At 60.4% G+C, this 18,848-nt stretch carries 16 protein-coding genes, 1 tRNA gene and 2 pseudogenes; 7 read left to right on the forward strand and 12 right to left on the reverse strand.

All coding sequences use genetic code 11. From position 1 onward, the window contains the following. Positions 1 to 383 precede the first annotated feature (383 nt). A pseudogene (locus FEM01_RS24675) lies at positions 384 to 862 on the reverse strand (hypothetical protein). A 241-nt stretch (positions 863 to 1,103) separates the two neighbouring features. Between FEM01_RS24675 and FEM01_RS06210 the strand changes: the two are divergent. After that, positions 1,104 to 1,307, forward strand: coding sequence for a hypothetical protein (locus tag FEM01_RS06210; protein ID WP_138218420.1), 204 nt, complete (start codon positions 1,104 to 1,106; stop codon positions 1,305 to 1,307). 87 nt (positions 1,308 to 1,394) lie between these two features. Here the strand turns inward: FEM01_RS06210 and FEM01_RS06215 are convergent, their stop codons facing one another. From FEM01_RS06215 to dapA, 7 genes are all read right to left on the reverse strand, one after another. Continuing rightward, the gene (locus tag FEM01_RS06215) at positions 1,395 to 2,495 is read right to left on the reverse strand and encodes a DUF4062 domain-containing protein (RefSeq protein WP_205884543.1); all 1,101 of its coding nucleotides are present in this window, start codon (positions 2,493 to 2,495) and stop codon (positions 1,395 to 1,397) included. A 78-nt stretch (positions 2,496 to 2,573) separates the two neighbouring features. After that, entirely contained in the window at positions 2,574 to 3,419 is an 846-nt protein-coding gene (locus tag FEM01_RS06220; RefSeq protein WP_205884544.1) for an AbiJ-NTD4 domain-containing protein, read from the reverse strand. A gap of 192 nt (positions 3,420 to 3,611) precedes the next feature. Then, positions 3,612 to 3,701 (reverse strand) — tRNA-Ser (locus FEM01_RS06225). A 91-nt stretch (positions 3,702 to 3,792) separates the two neighbouring features. After that, positions 3,793 to 4,503, reverse strand: a complete 711-nt coding sequence (gene purC, locus FEM01_RS06230; RefSeq protein WP_138218421.1) for a phosphoribosylaminoimidazolesuccinocarboxamide synthase — start codon at positions 4,501 to 4,503, stop codon at positions 3,793 to 3,795. A 28-nt stretch (positions 4,504 to 4,531) separates the two neighbouring features. Further along, a complete protein-coding gene (locus FEM01_RS06235; RefSeq protein WP_138218422.1) occupies positions 4,532 to 5,290 on the reverse strand; it encodes an MBL fold metallo-hydrolase in 759 nt (252 codons plus the stop codon). Beyond that, complete coding sequence (gene bamC, locus FEM01_RS06240) at positions 5,291 to 6,406, reverse strand: outer membrane protein assembly factor BamC (protein WP_138218423.1); 1,116 nt, start codon at positions 6,404 to 6,406, stop codon at positions 5,291 to 5,293. Positions 6,407 to 6,423: 17 nt separating this feature from the next. Further along, positions 6,424 to 7,311, reverse strand: a complete 888-nt coding sequence (gene dapA, locus FEM01_RS06245; protein WP_138218424.1) for a 4-hydroxy-tetrahydrodipicolinate synthase — start codon at positions 7,309 to 7,311, stop codon at positions 6,424 to 6,426. 225 nt (positions 7,312 to 7,536) lie between these two features. Here dapA and FEM01_RS06250 point away from each other — a divergent pair, with 225 nt between their 5' ends. After that, complete coding sequence (locus tag FEM01_RS06250) at positions 7,537 to 8,097, forward strand: glycine cleavage system protein R (RefSeq protein ID WP_138218425.1); 561 nt, start codon at positions 7,537 to 7,539, stop codon at positions 8,095 to 8,097. 10 nt (positions 8,098 to 8,107) lie between these two features. Next, on the forward strand, positions 8,108 to 8,581 hold the full coding sequence (locus FEM01_RS06255; protein ID WP_138218426.1) for a peroxiredoxin: 474 nt from the start codon (positions 8,108 to 8,110) through the stop codon (positions 8,579 to 8,581). A 112-nt stretch (positions 8,582 to 8,693) separates the two neighbouring features. On the opposite strand, the gene FEM01_RS06260 is transcribed toward FEM01_RS06255, so the two are convergent. Together FEM01_RS06260 and FEM01_RS06265 are read right to left on the reverse strand one after the other, a co-directional pair. After that, positions 8,694 to 9,764, reverse strand: coding sequence for an AI-2E family transporter (locus FEM01_RS06260; protein ID WP_138218427.1), 1,071 nt, complete (start codon positions 9,762 to 9,764; stop codon positions 8,694 to 8,696). Positions 9,765 to 9,786: 22 nt separating this feature from the next. Next, positions 9,787 to 10,026, reverse strand: a complete 240-nt coding sequence (locus FEM01_RS06265) for a sulfurtransferase TusA family protein (protein WP_138218428.1) — start codon at positions 10,024 to 10,026, stop codon at positions 9,787 to 9,789. Between the two features lie 106 nt (positions 10,027 to 10,132). Here FEM01_RS06265 and FEM01_RS06270 point away from each other — a divergent pair, with 106 nt between their 5' ends. Further along, on the forward strand, positions 10,133 to 11,569 hold the full coding sequence (locus FEM01_RS06270; protein WP_138218429.1) for a M48 family metalloprotease: 1,437 nt from the start codon (positions 10,133 to 10,135) through the stop codon (positions 11,567 to 11,569). Positions 11,570 to 11,881: 312 nt separating this feature from the next. Here the strand turns inward: FEM01_RS06270 and nadA are convergent, their stop codons facing one another. Further along, positions 11,882 to 12,940 (reverse strand): quinolinate synthase NadA, encoded by a 1,059-nt coding sequence (gene nadA, locus FEM01_RS06275; RefSeq protein ID WP_138218430.1) that lies wholly within the window; start codon positions 12,938 to 12,940, stop codon positions 11,882 to 11,884. A gap of 268 nt (positions 12,941 to 13,208) precedes the next feature. Beyond that, a complete protein-coding gene (locus tag FEM01_RS06280) occupies positions 13,209 to 14,723 on the reverse strand; it encodes a YdgA family protein (RefSeq protein WP_138218431.1) in 1,515 nt (504 codons plus the stop codon). 561 nt (positions 14,724 to 15,284) lie between these two features. Between FEM01_RS06280 and FEM01_RS06285 the strand changes: the two genes are divergently transcribed. From FEM01_RS06285 to FEM01_RS24685, 3 genes and pseudogenes are all read left to right on the forward strand, one after another. Then, positions 15,285 to 16,634: an APC family permease gene (locus FEM01_RS06285; RefSeq protein WP_138218432.1), complete on the forward strand. Its 1,350-nt coding sequence runs from the start codon at positions 15,285 to 15,287 to the stop codon at positions 16,632 to 16,634. 277 nt (positions 16,635 to 16,911) lie between these two features. Continuing rightward, positions 16,912 to 17,901: pseudogene (locus tag FEM01_RS24680) on the forward strand (HAMP domain-containing protein); the annotation flags it as partial. Between the two features lie 102 nt (positions 17,902 to 18,003). Beyond that, positions 18,004 to 18,759 carry a methyl-accepting chemotaxis protein gene (locus FEM01_RS24685; protein WP_431188570.1) on the forward strand — a complete coding sequence of 252 codons (756 nt, stop codon included), beginning with the start codon at positions 18,004 to 18,006 and terminating at the stop codon, positions 18,757 to 18,759. Positions 18,760 to 18,848: the final 89 nt, after the last annotated feature.

An 18,848-nucleotide genomic window follows, 5' to 3' on the forward strand; every position in this document is an offset into this window, starting at 1 on the left:
GCGCAGGAATGATACGAAAAACGGCTTTCGAATCCAAGCCAAGCGTCCTGGTGTGGCGTTTGGTAGAGCCATCAGCGGACGTCGAAACGGCGCAGGGTTGCGGTGGCAACAGCCCGCTAACGGCTACTGCTGCCTAGCGATTCGAACCGGCGCCGCCTCTGGAACAGCCCTACGCCCAACCCGACTGCATAGACCGACAGTAAGCCCACGTCCATTCCAAGAAAGCGGGTCTGGCTTGCCAAAATACAGCCGATGGGGCCTATCACCATCAAAGCGACCCCGAGCCATTTGCGTATTGCGTACGACCGGAGAAAGCGATCGAGCAATACATAGGCCCCAAGCGCAATTGCCAAATGGATAATTTCCGACATATGCGCCTCTGCTCAAGCCTTGATGATCAGACTGGTGATGCTGCGCTGCGGACCAATGCCACCATTGACCTGCGCCTCGATGCTGACGAGCACATCGCCTGCATGGTAGGTGGGTAGGACTTCGTTGGTGTACGCGCGAGTAGCAGTGCCAACCACTGCCCCCACAAAGGGTGTGCTGACTGCACTGGTACCGGCGGTAAAGATGGCACCTATAGCGTTGGCGACAGTTGTACGTTGGGTATTGAGGCTATCGCCCTGTTGGCGGCTAAGCGGTTTGGAGACAGCGACCTTCATCAGGCAAGGCAGCTTTCGGCCTGCATCTTGTCGTATACCTCGACCACCTTGCTGTTGACTGCATAGTGAGCACTTCTGGCTTCGCCGATATGCAGTTCGCGTAGGCGCCCGCGCTCGTTATCAGTCAGGGTGACCTGCAGGACGCTGAACACGATTCCGTGATTGCCCATGAGTTGGAAGGTCCCTTCGAACTGCATTGCACGCGTCCTTTCGCAGCAAAGCGGGAATTGTCCCTTTCCAAGGTGATCGTTGCAAATGGCCGAAACACTCAAGATGTTCGCAAACATTACGGAGAAGAATGCCACGCGCGTGGCGATCAGCAGTGGACAGATCCGACGAGGCCCCAAGGTGCCAAATCTGTCCTAGAAACTGCCCGGATTTGAAACTCTAAACGACGAAGCCCTCGAAAACTTACGAAACTTCTGACAGAGCGTGACCATGGACGCAGCCACCACCACAGCCGACGCGCTTGAACTGCTACATCTCAACCAGATAGCTATCCGGACCGCAATTGAAGAGGTCAGTACATGGATACGTCAACGCGGCTCCACTGACGTTCACGACAACGTGATGCCGGCATTGCAGGTACTGGACACCAATGCCGGGGCCATCGGCTCAGCAATCGAGAAGTTACGGGAATGAATGATTGGAGCAACATTAGTAATTGACCTTCCATCCAATATAGGAAGGTCGTTTTCAATGGGCTCTGAATGACTGTTGGATATGATTTTATTGGCTCGTTGCTTCTTCAATCTCCGTACGATTGGAAGTCTCCGAGATATCATCAAATTCTTCATCGACCTCGAACAGGCCCTTCGGTATGGCTCGGAGCTTGAGCAACATAGTACTACCATGCGGCGTCAACCTCCACTTTGATGTCTCGCTATGATACTCAGTAAAGCCGAGAGCTTTGAACTGAATTTTTATCGTCTGCTCATCACGCCAGTCAATGCTGAAATATCTAAGATCGTCATAGCCTTTTAGTTCTTCATCGTTTTTCATTTGGGTGCTATCAACGTAGTCAGATTCTATAATCTTATTGAGCCCCACCTGATACTCATGATCACTTATGCCATCAAGCATAAGGGCGCCTATATCTTCAAATATATCATTCCATGAAATTCTAATGGTGCGAGTAAAGGTCCAGATTTCGCCATTCTCATCGTCGGCATTAAACTCGAAGACTACAGGGAAATTCTCATCCCCCTGAGCCAATTCGCTTACCCCGTCTGGTATCTCCAATGCTGACTTATTAAGCTGCTCCTCGAGGTCATCTATTATTTTACGCAAGCGGAGCACCTCTTCAGCAGCAAGGGATGCAGCAGCCTTGTCTGCACGAACCCAGCCGGGCATAGGGTGAGTTTTTATTAACCTTACCAAACTACGACTTACTACCGAGCCAAGCTCTGCTGAAGTCTCCCAATATTTACACATCTTCTTCTGAGTTAAAATTCGAAACTTTTCCAGCAAAACTTTTGACTCAGCACTGGTTTCGGTTTTTGCTGCCGTGATGTTTGCAGGCGTTTTGTGAAGGAATGCAATAATTGGCTTGCCAGTCTCCAGCGCGTACTGGTATTCCTGCTCAGTATAGCTGATACCCTGTGGGCCGATTGATCCATAGCGACCGCCAACGATTATAATGTAGTAGTCGCACTCATCAATCACCCGCTTTATCAAGCTCCACTGATCCTCATCAGTCGCTGGGAATAACTCCATTCCTGCTGGAATGCAGTCCAGTTCCAGAAGGGCTTGTATAACCTCATGCCTCTCTTCGCGAAGGTCTTCATAGGTGGAGCTTACAAAAACTTGATGGCGACGCTCTATGCTCATGCTGTACTATTCCATGTATGTAATATTAAATAATCTCAGTGATGCATCGCCGGCAGAACCGGATGTCAGTACCCACATTCAATCCTCGATACTGTCGATGGCGAAATTAATGAAAGCAGAGCAAGTGATGAGCATGAATCGCGCATCTGCTTTTGTAGAAGTACTGGTGCTATCTAGAAGTGCATGCCTGATCCCACCAGCGTCACTCGTATATCCGTACAAGGTCATGAACGCTGATTTTAGGCTGGAGTGCAAACCGTGCTTTGCTTCAAGCGTTTTGAGTGCTTGGCCTAGTGTTGCTTTGTCATCATTTATTAACTTTTTTGCGAGCGATTCGACAGCACTAATGCTTTCTTTGATTGAATTGCGATAATCAGGATTTTCCCTGTCAGTTAGCAAACTGAGGGCGGAGCTTAAGTGAGTCCTAACGCCCGCGTAGCGATCGGAGTTGACGATTGCTGACTCGATTTCATCGATTTCATCAGTGGAAGTTATAGGAGTCAACTTTCCTGAAACAAAGCGATAAGCGGAATTCTCCTGCTCCAGCACCAAATTAAATGCGCTTGCAAATCTTTTTTGCTCGCTCTCGTCCGATGAGTCTACAACAAACTCCACAAAGCTATATGTACGATGCCAACTCATTTTGAAAAATTCTTCACGAATGGTCTTTTTGAAATCTGACCATTTGTAAGGAACGGTATCTAAGGGAGCTTTGAAAAAATCTCTATATGTCTGAGTAGCAAACCAACTTAAACTAGATCCTACGACTTTGTCGTACTTTGCAGGGTGCGTGAATCTGTTAAGTCGGTAAGAAATAATGACGTTCCATAAGGAGTTTTTCAAATCACGATCAATGCTGTCAATCTGAGCAGTCTTAGTCGCCGGAGCCAAGCCCATGCGCTGCGAAAAATCCATCGTCACCATGGCACCTCGTGTGTCTGCCTTAACGGCCGTCATTGGCCAGTGTGCTCACAGAGCGAGAACGTATGGATTGTACACCGCCGAATGTGGCCAGTGGCTACACAGGTTTAAGTGGTCAAACCGAGTGGTCAAATGCAAAAACAGCAGACGAAAAAAAACCCCGTAAATCAAAGACTTACGAGGCTTTTTTCGATATGGCGGAGAGATAGGGATTTGAACCCTAGGTACTGTTGCCAGTACAACGGATTTCGAATCCGTCCCGTTCGACCACTCCGGCATCTCTCCAGTGGCGCGAATCATACCAGCGTTTACGCTTTTAGCAAACTTTTTTTGAAAAAAATTCGCGTGGTATCAGACGCTTGCGTGAACGTACCGCTTACAGCGGTACGCCCAGGCGCTTGGCAACTTCTTCGTAGGCTTCGATCACATCGCCCAGGCCCTGACGGAAGCGGTCCTTGTCCATCTTCTTGCGAGTTTCCTTGTCCCACAGGCGGCAACCGTCCGGGCTGAACTCGTCACCCAGTACGATCTGGCCACGGAATACGCCAAACTCCAGCTTGAAGTCGACCAGCAGCAGGCCGGCGTCATCGAACAGCTTGCTCAGCACTTCGTTGACCTTCAGCGACAGCTTCTTCATTTCGGCCAACTGCTCGGCGGTACCCCAGCCGAACGCGACGACATGCGATTCGTTGATGAAGGGGTCGCCCTTCTCGTCGTTCTTCAGGAACAGCTCGAAGGTCGACGGCGAAAGCTGGATGCCTTCCTCGACGCCCAGGCGCTTGACCAGGCTGCCAGCTGCGTAGTTACGCACCACGCACTCGACCGGGATCATGTCGAGCTTCTTCACCAGGCACTCGTTGTCGCCCAGCAGCTTGTCGAACTGGGTCGGCACACCGGCTTCTTCGAGTTTCTGCATGATGAAGGCGTTGAACTTGTTGTTCACCATGCCTTTACGGTCGAGCTGTTCGATACGCTTGCCGTCGAACGCCGAGGTGTCGTTGCGGAACAAGAGGATCAGGCGGTCGGCGTCGTCGGTCTTGTAAACCGATTTGGCCTTGCCGCGGTAGAGTTCGTCGCGTTTTTCCATGATGGGCTCCGCTTGCTGAGTTGGTGGGCTAGGCGATATGGCGCCAGTCGAGCCCATGGTCCTGATTCGCCACCTGGAGCCAGTTCGGATCGCACCCGAGGGTATCGACGAAACACTGGAGCGCCAGTTGTGGCAGGTTGTTCTTGCTGCTGAGGTGGGCCAGCACCAGATGCTGCAGGTTGTTCCAGCCCAGCTCTTTCACCAGGCTTGCGGCCTGGTGGTTGTTCAAATGGCCCTGGCTGCCACCGACCCGCAGCTTGAGAAAGCGCGGATAGTGGCCACGGGCAAGCAGGTCACGGCAGTGATTGGCTTCGATCAGCAACGCATCGAGCCCCTGATAACGCTCGAGCAACTGCGAATCATAGCTGCCAAGGTCAGTGAGCATGCCAAAGCGCCGCTGGCCGTCGCTGATCACGTACTGCAGCGGCTCGTAGGCATCATGCTCGACCCGCGCGGCGCTGACGTGCAGCGCGCCGATGCGCAGTACATCGCCACAACCGATGAACTCGGCCACCTCCACCGGCTTGCGCAAGCCGCGCAGGGTGCCCTGGCTCATGTAGACCGGTACATTGTAGCGGCGTGCGAGCAACCCGACCCCATGCACGTGGTCGGCATGTTCATGGGTGACCAGCACCGCGCTCAGTTGCTGCGCCGAAACCCCGAGCAGCGCCAGGCGCCGCTCGGTTTCACGTAACGAGAATCCGCAATCGACCAGAATGAACGTGTCACCACTGGCGATCAGCGTGCCATTTCCCTGGCTACCGCTTCCCAGAACCGCGAAGCGCACTTAGCCCAGGCGGTCCTGGATGGCGCTCAGCACGCGGCGGGCCACATCGGCCGGTGCCACGGTGTTGATGTTCTTCTCGACGGTCACCTGCACGTTCTCGCCCACTTTGCTCAAGCGCACCTGATAGCGCTCGGCACGGGCTTCACGTTCTTCCTTGGTCGGTTCGCTGCCGAACACGCGGCTGAAGAAGCCAGGCTCCTTCTGCTTGTCTTCCGGCTTCTCGGACAGGTTGATGTAGTACAAGCCAAGGCTGCGGTTGATGTCTTCAACCCGCCACTCGCCCTTTTCCAGGGCGCGGCCTACGCCAGACCAGGCGCGGTCCAGGTCCGAGCCGAGGTACAGCACCGGGTTGCCGCTGCCGTCTTCGCTGAGGCTGACCTGGCTGGGTGCGTCGAAATCGCGCGCCGCCAGCAGCGACACCGAACCGCCCTTCTCGGCGCTGCGGTTCATGCTGGCAAGCATTTCGTCGACCAGCAGCGCATCGGCGCCAGCGTTGCTCGACGTGGATGGGAAGTCAGGCTCGGCCGTGCTGCCCGCCGGGCGCTCGACGCTAACCACGTAGACTTCCGAGGTGTTGCGCTGCACGCCGGGTTCCATGCGCACACGCACGCGCACTTCGCTGTCCTGGCTGCTGGAGGCGCTGGCCAGACGCTGGCCGAGCGAGGCCGACAACTCGTCGAAGCGCTGCCAGGTGGTGGTGAACTCACCGGTCTGCGGACGCTCCTCGGCGATACGGAAACCGTTGTCCTCAAAGAACTGATGGGTTACCGGCCAGACTTCGGCAGGCGCGCGCTGGGCCAAGACCCAACGGCTGCTGCCGCTGCGCTGCAGGGTGAAATCGCTGACATCGGCGCTGGCCGACAGCGGCTGTGGGCGCGGCACCTCGAATTCGCCGGCCGCCTGGCCGTCGGCGACGTTGCGCGGGATCGGCAGCAGCGGGTCGAGGCGCTTGACGTTGGTCGCGTCCGGCGGCAGCTGCATGGGGGCGGTCGGACGCGCCTCCAGGTAATCGCTGCCACGGTCGCGGAAATAGCCGTCCTCACCCCACAGCCAGCCGCAACCGCTGGTGCTGGAGATGATCAGGGCAAGGGTGGAAAGACCAGCCAGTCGCTTCATGCGGTGTACTTCCTCGATTAAACCAGTACGCCGGACTGGCGCAAGGCAGTACGGACTTTGTCGTGGCAGCTGTCGCTCAGCCAGGTCAATGGCAGGCGAATGCCCTTGTGCATCAGGCCCATTTCGACGAGTGCCCATTTCACCGGAATCGGGTTGGCCTCGCAGAACAGGTCCTTGTGCAGCGGCATGAGTTTTTCGTTGATCGCGCGGGCCTTCTCGGCATTGCCCTCAAGGGCGGCCTCGCACATATCGGCCATTTCGCGCGGGGCGACGTTGGCGGTAACGGAGATGTTGCCCTTGCCGCCCATGAGAATCAGCTCAACCGCGGTCGGATCGTCACCGGACATGACGATGAAGTCTTTGTCGACGCCGTCCAGGATCGCCTTGGCGCGCGCTAGGTCGCCGGTGGCTTCCTTGATGCCGATGATGTTCTTGACGCTCGACAGGCGGATCACAGTCTCGGCCTGCATGTCGCAGGAGGTGCGGCCGGGTACGTTGTAGAGAATCTGCGGGATGTCGACGGCTTCGGCGATGTGTTTGAAGTGCTGGTACAAGCCTTCCTGGGTCGGCTTGTTGTAGTAGGGCACGACCAGCAGGCAGGCGTCGGCACCGGCATTCTTGGCATTTTGCGTCAGGTGCACGGCTTCGGCGGTGGAGTTGGCACCAGTGCCGGCGATCACGGGGATCGGGTGCTTGCTGTGCTTGACCCGCTCGACCACGTGCTTGATGACCAGGATGTGCTCTTCGACATCGAGCGTTGCGGATTCACCGGTAGTGCCGACAGCGACGATCGCGTGGGTGCCGTTTTCCAGGTGGAAGTCTACAAGTTTGTCGAGGCTGTCCCAGTCCAGACGCCCTTGTGCATCCATGGGTGTGACCAACGCCACCATACTGCCCGCAATCATGTAACTGCTCCTGCCGGAAAAAGAGAGCGGTAATGGTACTGGGGGCATCGGCCTTGTACAAGCGAAGCAGGCGGGCGGAGCATTCCCCTTCGCGCCTTATTTCGCTACCCTTGATCCTTTGATCGGTGCAGCGCGGCCCGTCGGGCCGTCGACAGTGCTTCCGGCCTGCCTGCATAGCCGCCAAACCCGTCCTGCACCGACCGCTCATCGCTTTAGGAATGCTGCATGTCCACCCCCACCGTCCGCGAACAATTCATCGTCATCAGTGCCCTGGGCCCTAACCCCATGGAGCTGGCCAACGTGCTGAGCCGCGCAGCCTTCGACAACCGCTGCGCGGTGGTCACCTCGCGCCTGACCCGCCACGGCGAAACCAGCGCCCTGGTGCTGCAGGTCGGTGGCAGTTGGGATGCCCTGGCACGCCTTGAAACCACCCTGCCGGGCCTTGCCAAGAAACACGATCTGACGCTCAACGTGGTACGCAGCGCCGATCAAGAAGTACGCCCGCAAGCCCTGCCGTACGTCGCTTATGTCAGCGCCGCCTACCGCCCGGACATCATCAGCGAGCTGTGCCAGTTCTTCCTCGACCACCGCGTCGAACTCGACGCCATGACCTGCGACACCTACCTGGCGCCGCAGACCGGCAGCAGCATGCTCAACGCCCAGTTCACCGTGATCCTGCCGGCCGGCACCCAGATCAGCTGGCTGCGCGACCAGTTCCTCGATTTTGCCGACGCACTCAACCTGGACGCGCTGATCGAACCGTGGCGCCCACAGAACCCTGTCTAAGGAGGCATCCATGGCTGTAGCACTCGACCAACCCGTCGCTGATTTCCAGGCCCAGGCCACCAGCGGCCAGAGCGTCAGCCTGGCCGAACTCAAGGGCAAGCAGGTGGTGCTGTACTTCTACCCCAAGGACAGCACCCCAGGCTGCACCACCGAGGGCCAGGGTTTCCGCGACCAGCATGCGGCGTTCCAGGCGGCCAATACCGTGGTATTCGGCGTCTCGCGCGACGGCATCAAGTCCCACGAGAACTTCAAGGCCAAGCAGGCGTTCCCGTTCGAGCTGATCAGCGACAAGGACGAGGCCCTGTGCCAGCTGTTCGATGTGATCAAGCTCAAGAAGCTGTACGGCAAGGAGTACCTGGGGGTCGACCGCAGTACCTTCCTGATCGACGCCAACGGTGTCCTGCGCCAGGAGTGGCGCGGCGTCAAGGTGCCGGGGCATGTGGATGCCGTCCTGGCAGCGGCCCAGGCCCTGAACAAGGCTTGAGACAGGTGCTGGCTCGTTCGCGGGTAAACCCGCTCCCACAGCAGTAGCGCAAGCCTGAGGGGAGCGGAAATCCTGTGGGAGCGGGTTTACCCGCGAAGTAGCTAGCGCATTTTTAGAGCATCGGCGAAACGCTGCTCTCCTGCCGAGGCCAGGCATCGAGCACCGCCTTGAACAGCGTCGCCAGCGGGATGGCGAAGAAGATCCCCCAGAATCCCCACAGCCCGCCAAACAGCAGCACCGCGCAGATGATCGCTACCGGGTGCAAGCTCACCGCTTCCGAGAACAGCAACGGCACCAGCACATTGCCGTCCAGCGCCTGGATGATCGCGTACACCGCCATCAGGTAGATGAACTGATCGCCCCAGCCCCACTGGAACAACGCGATCAGCGTCACTGGCACGGTCACCACCACCGCACCGACATACGGCACCACCACCGACAACCCCACCAGCAGCGCCAGCAAGGCAGCGTAGTTGAGCCCCAAGGTGATGAACGCAATATAAGTGGCGCTGCCGCAAATCAGGATTTCAATGCCCTTGCCACGGATGTAGTTGGCGATCTGCCGGTTCATCTCATCGCCCACACGGTTGAGCAGCGTGCGCTGACGCGGCAGGTAGCCGCTGACCCAGCGCCCGATCAGTTCGCGATCTTTAAGGAAGAAGAACACCAAAATCGGCACCAGCACCAGGTAGATCATCGCATTGACCAGAAGCGGCAGGCTCGACAACGAGAACGTCAGCGCCCATTGACCGAACTTGCCAATCTCTCCGCGTACCGATTCGATGGCACGCAGGACCTGCTCGTCGGATACCAGATGCGGATAGCGCTCCGGCAACAGCAGCAACAGCGACTGCCACTTACCCAGCATGCCCGGTAACTCGTTGAACAGCGTGATCAACTGATGCCAGAGCAGCGGCACCAGCACCAGCATGAACACCGCCAGCGCCCCCATGAACAGAGCGAACACCAGCCACACCGCCACCCGCGTCGGCACGCGCAGACGCTCCAGGGCATTGACCAGGCCCTGCATCAGGAACGCCAACACCATGCCCGCCAGCACAGGCGCCAGCATGCCCCCCAAGGTGAGGACCACGGTGAAGGCCAGGAACAGCAGGACCGCCAGCACCACTGCCTCTTCATCGGAGAAGTAGCGCTGCATCCAGTCGCGAAGCACTTTGAACATTGACGATCCTAGTGATGAGGGCTTATGCCTTGCGCAGCCAGTAGGTGTATACACCGGCCTCGGTGGTTTCATGCAGCAGCGTATGACCGGCCAGTTGGGCGAACGTGCGAAAGTCGCGCTGGGAACCGGCGTCGGTGGCGATCACCTTGAGCACCGCGCCACTGGCCAGGCGATTGAGCGCCATCTTGGCCTTGAGCAACGGCAATGGACAATTGAGACCGCTGGCGTCGAGCTCGGCGTCACAACTCGGGAGGTCACTCATCGGGCGCAGCTCCTGGGCAGGCTGAGAAAAGCCGCTAGGATACCGCCACTGGTCGGCATCGTGCGACCCGGCTACAGTAAGCCTTTTGACCGACGCGAGCTTCTGCATGAATCGACTGCGCCCCACCTTGCTGGCGCTGGCCTGCCTGATGGCCCTGCCAGGCCACGCCGACGACCTGCCGTCATTGGGCGATGCCAGCTCCGCCATTGTCTCGCCGCAACAGGAACACCAGCTCGGCCGCGCCTGGCTGAGCTTGCTGCGCGGCCAAGTCAACCAGCTCAACGACCCACAGCTCAAGGACTACGTCGAGACCAGCGTGTACAAGCTCGCCGAAACCAGCCAGCTACAGGACCGACGCCTGGAATTCATCCTGATCGACAGCCGCGAGCTTAACGCCTTCGCAGCTCCCGGCGGGATCGTCGGGGTCAACGGTGGGCTGTTCCTCAACGCCCAGACCGAAGGCGAGTACGCCTCGGTGCTGGCCCACGAACTGGCGCACTTGTCCCAGCGCCACTTCGCCCGTGGTGTCGAGGCCCAGCAGCGCATGCAGTTGCCGATGATGGCCGCACTGCTGGCCGGCATCGTGCTGGCCGCTGGCGGCGGCGGTGATGCGGGCATCGGCGTGATCGCCGGCACGCAAGCGGCCGCCTTGCAGGAACAACGCCGTTTCTCGCGGCAGAACGAGCAGGAAGCCGACCGCATCGGCATCCAGAACCTGGAAAAGGCCGGCTACGACCCCCGCAACATGCCGTCGATGTTCGAGCGCCTGGCCCGCCAGTACCGTTACGACGCCAAGCCACCTGAGTTCCTGCTGACCCACCCGGTCACCGAGTCGCGTATCGCCGACACCCGTAACCGTGCCGAGCAGGCGCCCAAGGGCGGCGTGGAAGACAGCCAGCGCTACCAACTGATCCGCGCCCGTGTTGCCCTCACCTACGAAGGCACGCCAGGCCTGGCCGCCAAGCGCTTCCGCGCCCAACTGGACGAGGACCCAACCCTGGACGCTGCGCGTTACGGCCTAGCGCTGGCGCAAATCAAGGGTGGCCAACTCAACGAAGCGCGCGACAACCTCAAGCCACTGTTGGCCAAGGCGCCGAACGACATCACCTATAACCTTGCGCAGATCGACTTGGACATCACCAACAATCGCCTGGCCGATGCCCAGCAACGGGTTCAGCGCATGTTGCAGCTGTACCCTGGCAACTACCCACTCAAGCAAGTGAGCGCGGACCTGCTAGTCAAGCAAGGCAAGCCGGCCGAGGCGGAAAAGGTATTGGATGAGCTGGTGAAGAACCGTCCAGACGATCCGGACGTGTGGTATGACGTGGCCGAGGTGCGTGGCCTGTCAGGCAACACCATCGGCCTGCACCGCGCCCGCGCCGAATACTTCACCTTGGTGGGGGATTTCGACCAGGCCATCCAGCAGCTGGACTTCGCCAAGCGCCGGGCCGGCAGCAACTTCCCGCTTGCCGCGCAGATCGACCAGCGCCAGCGTGAGGTGATGGAGCAGCAGCGCATGGTCAAGGACATGATGGGGCGCTAGGGCCTGAATCCAGCGCTGTACCTGTAGGAGCGGCCTTGCCGGGGCGCCGGACCGGCCGCTCTCATAGAACTACACATAACTTGTTGATTTAGCAGGGACCTGTGGGAGCGGGCTTGCCCGCGAACACCGGCGAAGCCGGTGCCATACACCGAGTCGCCTGCTTCGCGGGCAAGCCCGCTCCCACAGGGTACGCGGCGCGCTTGCGAAATCAGTTCTCTGCACGACAGCGCAGCCCGGCAGGGCTGGGTGAACTCCTACAGGTACAGTGCTGGATTCAGGCTTACCGCAATCCTGTAGCCGCTGCGCGGCGCCTCAGGCGTTACCAGACAATTTCAAGCGCGCGGCCTGGGTGAAATCGAGCATGCGGTTCAGCGGCTTGATCGCCTTGGGGATCAGCGCCGGCTCGACGAAAATCTCGTTGCTCCCCGTACGCAGGCAGTCGAGCACCCGCTCCAGGGTGTTCATCGCCATCCAAGGGCAGTGCGCGCAGCTGCGGCAGGCCGCGCCGTTGCCGGCCGTGGGGGCTTCGATGAATTCCTTGTCAGGGCACAACTGCTGCATCTTGTAGAAGATGCCACGGTCGGTGGCGACGATGAACTGCTTGTTCGGCAGCGTTTGCGCAGCCTTGATCAGTTGGCTGGTGGAACCCACCGCGTCAGCCAGGTCGATCACCGACTCGGGCGATTCGGGGTGGACCAGAATCGCCGCATCCGGGTACAGCGCCTTCATGTCGGCCAACTGGCGCGACTTGAATTCCTCATGGACGATGCACGCACCATCCCACAGCAGCATGTCGGCGCCGGTTTTCTTCTGGATGTACCGACCCAGGTGCTGGTCGGGCCCCCAGATGATGGTCTCGCCGTTGTCCATCAGGCTTTCGACGATTTCCAACGCGCAGCTGGAGGTCACCACCCAGTCGGCACGCGCCTTCACCGCCGCCGAAGTATTGGCGTATACCACCACGGTGCGCTCGGGATGCTGGTCGCAGAAGGCCGAGAACGCCTCGACCGGGCAACCCAGATCAAGCGAGCAGGTCGCCTCGAGCGTGGGCATCAGGACGCGCTTTTCCGGGGTGAGGATCTTCGCCGTCTCGCCCATGAAGCGCACGCCAGCCACCACCACGGTCTCGGCGGGATGGTTCTTGCCAAAGCGCGCCATCTCCAGGGAGTCGGACACACAACCGCCGGTCTCCTCGGCCAGGGCCTGGATCACCGGGTCGCAATAGAAGTGGGCTACCAGTACAGCGTTCTGCTTCTTCAGCTCAGCTGCGATGGCCGCACGGTACTCGGCCTCCTGCGCGGGCGTCAGCGGGTGAGGCTGCTTGGCGTCGAGGTGGGCCTGAACCAACAGGCGTTCGGAAATCTGGGTCATGATCGCTGGACCTGCAGGGCGCTTGGCGCGTCAATCGAGAGTATCACCCGGCCCTGGCAGATCGGCTAATGGCGCCGGACGGCCAGCCTGGGCGGGCCCTCCCGGCCCCTCTGCGGGCACGGATTATTATCGGACGGCGAAGGCTACAGGCAATCGGGGCGATGCAAAAGGGGTTTTTGCGTTGCCCGACCCAATGCAATCGCGGGGCAAGCCGGGCCGTTTGACGCCAGGCCCGGCCTGCCCCGCGATCAGTACCACGCAAGCTCGATCAACCCTGCGGCTGCAACGCCGACAGCTGCGCGCCGATCAGCATGGCGAACTCTTCGACGGTCATTTTCTTGCCGTTGAAGTCGACCATGCCATCGGCGTATTGCAGGCTGGTCACCACGTCACTGCCCTGCACCGTGGCCATGCCGCTCTGCAGCGCCATCATGCCCACCATCTCGCCAGCCTGACTGGACTGCTGGGCGATCGCCTGCGCGTCGGTCTCGCCGCCCAACAGCGCCTGCAAGGTGGCCAGGTCGCCAATCATCGGCTTGGACACACTGAGTTTGCTGTGCAGGCGGCTGATCAGTTGCTTGCCCAGCTGATCAGGCGGCAGGTCGAACGAGCTGGGGTTGGCGAAGTCCATGGCCAAGTTGAACTGACTTTCACCATTGGCCGTCTTGAACGCCAACTTCTCCAGGGCGAACTGCGGCTTGCCGGCGAGCAGCTTCTGCAGGTCAGCCTGCACCTTGAGCTTTTCTTCCGGGGTCATGTCCAGTGCTGGCAGCCCGTTACCCTCGGCAGCAGCCTGCTGCATCTCGGGCAGCTTGCCCTGATACCACTGCATCAGCGACTGCATGGCCGGGATGTCTATCGAGCGCATGGTGAAGACCATCTCGCCACTGCCTACCTTGCGCCCGGCATAGGTGATGTCGCCGACCTTGTACTCAAGCCGCCCGGACAGCTTGTCCTTGGCCTCGCCATCGGCGCTGTACAGGTTATTCTGTTGCAGGTCACGCAGCACCAGTACGTCCTGCTTGGGCCCGCTGGTGATCTGCGCATCGGCCAGGGCCAGGTCGACATTGCCGACATACACCATGTCGTGGTCGGTCTGGCTGAGCTTGCCACCGACCTTGAAGCCCTTGAGCAGCACCTTGACCGGGGTTTCCTGGGCATCGACGAAGTTCAGTTCCAGGCTACCGACGTTACCGTGCACCTCGGCCGCTTTGCCTTCGCGGTCGCCGCTCACTCGCAACTGCATGCCGGAGAAGTCCAGCACCTTGTCGCCGTCCTGCTCGAGCTTGACCGGAGCCAGGCGAATATCGCTCTCGACATGACCGCTGTAGCCCAGGCTCACCTGCGCAGTTACCGGTGACTGGTCACCCGCAGCCGCGAACCAGTCAGCGGTGTAGTCATCCTTTTGCAGCGCGCTGTTGCTGGTAGCCATCACCGGCATCAGCTTGAATGCCTTGACCCGCGACCAAGGGAACGGGCCGTGCTCGATCTGATCGACCACACCAACATCGAAGTTCAGCTTCTGCTCTTCACCGAGCTGAATGTCCTTGGCCTTGAGGCGGTAATGCGCGGTGCTGGTGAAAAAATGCTGCTCCAGCGAGACCAGTTCGATGGTCATGCTGCCGCCAGTACCCACCAGGGCCTTTTTCAGCTCCTGGTTACCCTGGGTGATGGAGCGCTCCAGCTCTGCGGGCAGTTGCTTGCCGGTGTACCAGGCGCCAGCAGTGGTTGCGACGGCGATGGCGACGGCCAGACCAGAAAGGATGCCTACTGATTTCTTCATGAATAAAACCGATTGCTGTCCATAAGGGGGAGGAACGCGCAGGCCTCAAGGCGTGCCGCGCGGCCGGGCAAGCATAGCCGATTGAGCATGGGCGCTGCACGAACCCGTCGTGCAACTGGGAGGCTGCCGGCCTGAGCCTCCCAGGTATAACGGCACCGCCACCGCCAAAAGATTCGTAAAATTTTACGAACACCACAATCGATAAAAAAGCCATCAATGCCAATTTTATCCGCTTATATCGGCCAAATTAACCGATTAACCTTCCAATAGATCGTCAGCTTGTCATGTTTAACTTGACACCTTCCTAGGCATCGTTTTTTATTCCACCCACCTTGCAAGCGCCCGATTCCAACGCAGAAGAAAACGCGCCGCCATCATGCCCCTACGCCCCAGCCCCCACGCGCCGCCGTCCTCGTTGCGGCCCTGCCAGCCCTGACACCAGCGCCCTCCCCGCGCACTTCGCAGCTCCTCCATAAAAGGTGAACAACATGGAGCCAACCCGCTCGACCTTGCCGTGCACGTCATCCGCGTCCGCCGCCCTGAACCAGGAGTGCCGCCCGCATGCCTGACCACAGCGCCGCCGACAACGCCCAGTTCCGCAAATCACTGCGCCTCTGGCATGTAGTGATCATCGGCCTGGCCTACCTGACCCCAATGACCGTGTTCGACACCTTCGGCATCGTCTCTGGCATCACCGCAGGGCACGTGCCGAGCGCCTACATATTGGCCCTGGCCGGCATTCTGTTCACCGCCGTGAGCTATGGCACCCTGGTCCGCCGCTTCCCGCAGTCGGGCTCGGCGTACACCTACACCCAGCGCGCGATCAACCCGCACGTGGGCTTCCTGGTAGGCTGGTCGTCGCTGCTGGACTACCTGCTACTGCCGATGGTCAATGCGTTACTGGCCAAGCTGTACCTGTCGGCGATGTTCCCCGAAGTGCCGGAGTGGGCCTGGGTGGCTGGCTTCGTCAGCCTGATCAGCCTGATCAATATGCGCAGCATCAACCTGGTGGCGCACTTCAACTTGCTGTTCGTGCTCGTACAAGTGGCGATCATGAGCGTGTTCGTCTACCTCTGCGTACGTGGCCTGGATCAGGGAGAGGGCCTGGGCACGGCATGGAGCCTGACACCGTTCGTGGACGACAAGACCCAGTTCGCCGCCCTGGCCGCCGGCGCGACCATCCTGTGCTTCTCGTTCCTGGGCTTCGATGCGGTGACATGCCTGTCCGAGGAAACCCGCAACCCCGGCAAGACCATCCCGATGGCGATCTTTCTCACCGCGCTGATCGGCGGTGTGGTGTTCATCGGCGTGTCGTACTTCATCCAGGCTTACTTCCCAACCATGCAGCGCTTCCACGACCAGGAAGCGGCCCTGCCGGAGATTGCCCTGTACGTGGGTGGCAAGCTGTTCCAGTCCGTGTTCATCGCCTGCACGGTGATCAACACCATCGCCTCCGGCCTGGCCTCGCAGACCAGCGTCTCACGCCTGCTGTACGTGATGGGTCGCGACAACGTGCTACCGGCGGGGGTGTTCGCGCGCCTGCACCCTCGCTACAAGACCCCGGTGGTCAACATCGCGGTGGTCGGCCTGGTGTCGCTGTCGGCGATCTTCTTCGATCTGGTCACCGCCACCTCGATCATCAACTTCGGCGCGCTGGTGGCCTTCAGCTTCGTCAACCTGTCGGTGATCAACCACTGCTTCGTGCGCGAGGGCCTGCGCCAAGGTCTGGCCAACCAGCTGAAGTACCTGGTGCTGCCGACCGTCGGCTTTTGCATCATCGTCTCGCTGTGGCTGGACCTGAACGAGCACTCGCTGCTGTTCGGCGGGGTCTGGGCGGTGCTGGGCGTGCTGTACCTGGCGTGGCTGACCAAGGCCTTCAGGGTCGCACCACCGAACTGCCTCGCCGAATGAACCACCGGACGCCCGCCTGATAGCGGGCGTCTTTTTGCCGATCGAGAAGGAAAAGCCCATGCTACCGCGCCGCCTCTCCATCCAGTGGAAGATCACCCTGCTGGCGGGCCTGTGCCTGCTGGCCATCGTCGCCGTGCTGGTGACCTCCGCGCTGAGCCAAGCCCGTCGCAGTGCTGCGCTGGTCAACCAGGCCAACACCGAAATGCTCGACCACAGCGCACGCCTGCGCTTGCAGGCCTACGCCGAGACCCAGGCGCTACGCATCCAACGCTACTTCATGGACGCCTACCAGTACGGCAACGGTTTTGCCCGCCTGGTGCAGGTGCTCAGGCACCGGGGCGGCAGCGACCTGCGCGGCGAACTGATCCGACAGGCCCGCGCCAGCCTTGCCGGCAATCCAGATGTGATTGGCCTGTACGTGGTATTTCAACCTAACGCCCTGGATCACCAGGACAGCCAGTTCATTGGCCAGGATACCAACGGCAGCAACGAAACCGGGCGCTTCTCGCTGTACTGGTCGCAGCCACGCCCTGGCACCCTGGAGCAAGAGGCCATGCCCGAGTCGATGCTCGGCGACAGCAGCCTGGGCAGCAACGGTTTTGCCCGCAACCGCTGGTTGACCTGCCCACAGGAAACCGCCAGGGCCTGCGTGCTTGAACCCTACCTCGACGACGTCAACGGCAAGCAGGTGCTGATGACCAGTATTGCCCTGCCGTTGCTGGAAAATGGCACGGTAGTGGGCGTGCTCGGCTTGGACATCGGCCTGGACAACCTTCAGCAACTTAGCCTGGACGGACGCCAGGAGCTGTTCGAAGGCCAGGGCCAGGTAAGCATCGTCAGTCCCGACGGCCTGCTGGCCGGACACAGCCGCGATGCCCGCCAACTGGGCCAAGCGCTTGGCAAGGAGGTTGCCGACGGTGTACTGCAAGTGGCCCGGCCATTCTCACCGATCCCTGACACCGCGCCCTGGCAGGTGCTGCTGGAACTGCCCGAAGCCGTGTTGCAAGCCCCCGCCGTGGCCCTCAACCAGCGCCTGGACGCGCACAACCGTAGCGCCAACCTGAGCAGCCTGCTGATCGGTCTGGGCGCTGCGCTGCTGGGCCTGTTGCTGGTGTGGCTGACGGCTCGCGGTGTAACCCGCCCGATACTGGCCGTGGCCGAGCGGCTCAAGGACATCGCCAGCGGCGAAGGCGACCTGACCCGGCGCCTGGACTACGCCCGCGATGACGAACTGGGCCAGCTCAGCGGCTGGTTCAATCGCTTTCTCGACAAGCTGCAACCGGTGATCGCCCAGGTCAAAGGCTCGCTCAGCGAGGCCCGTGGCACCGCGGACCAGTCGGCACTGATCGCCAGCCAGACCAGCGCCGGCATGCAGCAGCAGCAGCGCGAGATCGAGCAGGTCGCCACCGCCGCCAACGAGATGAGTGCCACCGCCCAGGACGTCGCGCGCAACGCCTCCCAGGCCGCGCAAGCCGCGCGTGGCGCCGACCAGGCGACCCGTGAAGGGCTGGCACTGGTGGCCGCTACCCGCCAGGCCATCGACCAGTTGGCCGGCGGCATGGACACTGCCATGGACGAAGCCCGCGCCCTGGAAAGCCGCGGCGAGCAGATCGGCTCGGTGCTCGAAGTGATTCGCGCGATCGCCGAGCAGACCAACCTGCTGGCGCTCAACGCCGCCATCGAAGCAGCCCGTGCCGGTGAAGCCGGACGCGGCTTTGCGGTGGTAGCCGATGAAGTGCGTAACCTGGCCCAGCGCACCCAGGTGTCGGTGCAAGAGATCCGCCAGGTGATCGAAGGCCTGCAACAAGGCACCGTCGATGTGGTCGGCGCCATGCACCAGGGCCAGCGCCAGGCCCGGGACAGCGCCGCGCAGATGGAGCAGACCCTGCCGGCCTTGCAGCGCATCGGCGAAGCGGTAGCGGTGATCAGCGACATGAACCTGCAAATCGCCAGCGCCGCCGAGGAGCAATCCGCCGTGGCCGAGGAGGTCAACCGCAACGTGGCCGGCATTCGCGATGTGACCGAGTCGTTGTCCGGCCAGGCCGAGGAGTCGGCGCACATCAGCCAGGCACTCAACCGCCTGGCCAACCAGCAGCAGGTACTGATGGAGCAGTTCCGCGTCTGAGGCACCTGCCAAACGTTGATTCGAAAAGGGGCACCCGGAAGGCCGCAGCGCCGCTGCGCCGCTGCGCCCCTTTTTAAACACGCTGAAGA

Origin of the sequence: Pseudomonas mosselii (assembly GCF_005796105.1) — a bacterium.
Taxonomy (GTDB): Bacteria; Pseudomonadota; Gammaproteobacteria; order Pseudomonadales; family Pseudomonadaceae; genus Aquipseudomonas; species Aquipseudomonas mosselii_C.